Here is a 3,492-nt window from a genome sequence, read left to right as displayed (position 1 = left end):
GCCGCCCGCCTCATTCATGCCTAAAACCCGCCGAATCTAGCGCTTGCCTGCGGAGGGGTAGATGCTACCGTCCATCACGCCGCGTTCACTCTACAGGCCGCGATAGACTTCTCGCCGATGACCAACTCGGAAGACCTCAACAACAACCGCACCGTTATCAATGGTGTACAGAATGCGGTAATTCCCTACTCGTGCCCTGTACCCTTCTTCGCCCTGTAGCTTCTTGAATAGAACCTACACAGGAACTATCCTCGGAGCTAACGGACAAACCCCAGAAAGGAACCAGTCATGACTGTCACCACTCACCGGACTCGTTCCAATGTCACGACTCTTAAAGAACTCCGCGACAACCTCGGAACCAAAGTCAACGAGGCAGTGTTCTCCGGCGAACGTCCCCTCATCAGCCGCAATGGTAAGACTGTTGCCGCGCTCATCTCCTACGAAGATTTGAAGCTGCTGGAAGAGTACGAAGAGCTCCTCGACATTGAGGCTCTTCGTAAGGCACGCACCGAAGATGACGGCTACCGCATCGGCCTCGACGAGTTCCTTGAAGAGAACCCTGCAGAGAACCCTGCAGACTAGTCTTTCAACGCATATTGCAAGGCGGGCGGCACCTCCACCGGGGAGGGGCCGCCCGCCTCATTCTTGCCTAAAAACCGCCGAATCTAGCGCCCGCGTGCGGAGGGGTAGGCGCTGCCGTCCATCACGCCGCGCTCCACCTGCTCCAGGCTCACGCCGCGAGTTTCCGGCAGGTTGCGGAACATCAGCAGCGCAATGATCACGTTCACCACGGCAAAGCCGATGAAGGAGCCGGTCAGGCCGACCGCACCCAGAATCACGGGGAACGCCAGCGACAGCACACCATTCATCATCCAGCCGCTAAACGCCGAAATACCCATACCCGCCGCACGCACACGCAGCGGGAACAGCTCACTCATAATCACCCACGTCGACACGTTCAGGCAGGTCTGCATCGCGCCCACAAAGCAGACGATGAGCACCAGCAGAATCCAGGGGCGTGCCGGGTTATCGGCGGGCAGCAGCATGGATGCACCCGCAATCAGCACGTGGAAAAACGCGGTCGAGCTGTAGCCGGTAATGACCATGACGCGGCGCGGCACGCGCTCCATCAGGCGCAGCGACAGGATCGAGCCGAGCACCGCAATCGTACCCGGCGCAATATTCGCGATGAGCGCCGCGGATTCGCTGAAACCGGCTTCCTTGAGCACCTTAATGCCGTAGTACATGATCGAGTTGATGCCGGTCAGCTGCTGGCCCGCGCCGACCAGAATACCGACGAGCAGGATGCGCACGAACCAGCCGCGCACGCCCACGCTTTCCTTACCCGCCGCATTGTTCTGGGTGGTCGCCTCCGCCTGCAGGGTGCGTTCAATGTCGGCAATTTCAGCCTCGGCACGCTCGACGGAGCGGATGCGCTTCATCACCTCAAGCGCCTGCTCACGCTTGCCGACGCGCAGCAACCAGCGCGGCGACTCGGGCACTCGCAGCATACCGACGAACAGGCCGATGGCGGGCAGGGTGCAGATGGCGAACATCCAGCGCCACACGCCGTCGTGTTCGCCCCATACGTTGCCGATGAGGGCGTTCACGATGAACGCGGCAAGCTGACCGCCCACGACCATGAGTTCGTTGCGGCCGGAGAGGGAGCCGCGAATTTCGTAGGGTGCGAGCTCTGCGAGGAACACGGGCACCACGGCGGAGGCGCCGCCGACCGCCAGGCCGAGCAGGGTGCGTCCGGTGATGAGCACGGCGACGTTGGGTGCGAACACGCAGGTCAGGGCACCAATGAAGAAGATGGTGGAGAGCCCAATGATGGTGGTTCGGCGGCCGAACCGGTCAGAGATGCGGCCGCATCCGAGCGCGCCGATAGCGGCGGCGAAGGCGAGTGATCCGGTGACCCAGCCTTGGGCGGTGGAGTCCATGCCGAGTTCGCGGCTCATGGGTTCGAGCGCGCCGTTGATCACTCCGGTGTCGTAGCCGAAGAGCAGACCGCCGAAGGTGGCGATGAGTGCGATGATGCCGAGGTATCGGCTGTGCTTCCCGGTGCCCAGAGGGGGCAGGGTGGAGGCGGTGCTCTGTGCGCTCATGGTGTCCTTTGATGTGCCGGTGGCGGGTGGTCCTGCCGGGCTGCTTCCAGGCGGCAGGGGTGGGTATATAGGCGAGGTGAGGTGCGTCAGGTTAGACACACCTCACCTAATCCTAGCGAAAACGTTCGGCGGGTGATATTTATTTCTCATCGCGCACATTTTTCGACATATTTTACGGCCGCTCGGTGCGACCGCCTGAGTGCCCCTTTGAGAGGGAGCCGGAGTTTAGAACAGCGCGATCTTCTCGGGTGCCGGGAAGATGGCATCCAGGGCGGCGAGGTCCTCAGCGTCGAAGCGCAGGCATGCCGCCTGTGCGTTGGCGCGCACCTGCCCGGCGCTGGTCGCACCGGCAATGACGGAGGTGACCGGCGACTGCTGCGCGAGCCAGGAGAACGCCGCCTGCACCTCGGTGATGCCGCGTTCGGTGCAGAAGCTGTGGAAGGCTTCGAGCTGGTCCCAGTTGGCGGCGTCGAGCACGTTCTTCTTGGAGTGGGACAGGCGCGAACCGGCGGGAATGTTGTCGCGGCGGTACTTGCCGGTCAGCAGGCCGTTAGCGAGCGGGAAGTACGGCAGCACACCCATGCCGAAGTGCCGTGCGGCGGGCAGGATTTCGAGTTCTGCGCGGCGGTCGAGCAGGTTGTAGTGGTTTTCAGCGACGATGAACCGTTCGGTGCCGAGTTCACGGGCGCAGTGTTCGGCGTGGGCGAGCTGCCAGCCGGAGAAGTTGGAGTGGCCCAGGTAGCGGACTTTGCCGTCGCGTACGAGCTGGTCGAGAGCGCTGAGGGTTTCTTCGATGGGGGTGTTGGGGTCGGGGCTGTGGTAGAAGTACAGGTCGATGTAGTCGGTGCCGAGGCGGCGGAGGGACCCTTCGACGGCGCGCATGATGTAGCGGCGGGATCCGCGGGCGTTGCGGTCGTTGCCGTTGAGGTCGCCGACGGGCAGACCGAATTTGGTGACAATGGTCAGTTCGTCGCGGTCGAGGCCGAGCTGGGTGAGGGCGGTACCGAACATGGTTTCGGAGAGGCCGGGTTCGGCGCCGTAGAGGTCGGCGATGTCGAAGAAGCTGATGCCGGCGTCGACTGCGGCGGCGATGACTTCGTTGGTGCCTTCTTGGGTGCGGGTGGGGGTGCCGGGGCGACCGAGGTTATTGCAGCCGATGCCGACGCTGGGTACGACGAGGCCGGAGTTGCCGAGCCTGCGGTAGACGGGAGATTCAATACGTTCCATGCTTTTAACTCTACGTTGTGCGGGTATGTTGCGTGGTTATTTCCCCTCCAGTTGGGAGGCGAAGAGCTTCCTGAAGCGTGATGTAGGGTCGGTCGTTAGCTCCCGGTAGGTTCCTTGCTCCACCACGCACCCACCATCCAACACCACCACAGAATCA

General features: G+C 62.5%; 4 protein-coding genes. 1 reads left to right on the top strand and 3 read right to left on the bottom strand.

Features of this window, described 5'->3' with window-relative positions:
* Positions 1-90: 90 nt before the first annotated feature.
* Positions 91-162: a hypothetical protein gene (locus tag HMPREF2674_RS09140; protein ID WP_231840321.1), complete on the bottom strand. Its 72-nt coding sequence runs from the start codon at positions 160-162 to the stop codon at positions 91-93.
* A gap of 126 nt (positions 163-288) precedes the next feature.
* Here HMPREF2674_RS09140 and HMPREF2674_RS05660 point away from each other — a divergent pair, with 126 nt between their 5' ends.
* Positions 289-582: a type II toxin-antitoxin system prevent-host-death family antitoxin gene (locus HMPREF2674_RS05660; RefSeq protein ID WP_049346494.1), complete on the top strand. Its 294-nt coding sequence runs from the start codon at positions 289-291 to the stop codon at positions 580-582.
* Between the two features lie 83 nt (positions 583-665).
* On the opposite strand, the gene HMPREF2674_RS05655 is transcribed toward HMPREF2674_RS05660, so the two are convergent.
* Positions 666-2,108, bottom strand: a complete 1,443-nt coding sequence (locus tag HMPREF2674_RS05655) for a sugar porter family MFS transporter (RefSeq protein WP_070825071.1) — start codon at positions 2,106-2,108, stop codon at positions 666-668.
* Positions 2,109-2,333: 225 nt separating this feature from the next.
* A complete protein-coding gene (locus HMPREF2674_RS05650; protein WP_012904313.1) occupies positions 2,334-3,335 on the bottom strand; it encodes an aldo/keto reductase in 1,002 nt (333 codons plus the stop codon).
* Between the last annotated feature and the right edge of the window lie 157 nt (positions 3,336-3,492).

This window comes from Rothia sp. HMSC062F03 (genome assembly GCF_001836905.1).
In the GTDB taxonomy this organism is placed as follows: domain Bacteria; phylum Actinomycetota; class Actinomycetes; order Actinomycetales; family Micrococcaceae; genus Rothia; species Rothia mucilaginosa_A.
Note: the sequence above shows the minus strand (reverse complement) of the source record. Positions and strands in the feature narration are given on the sequence as shown.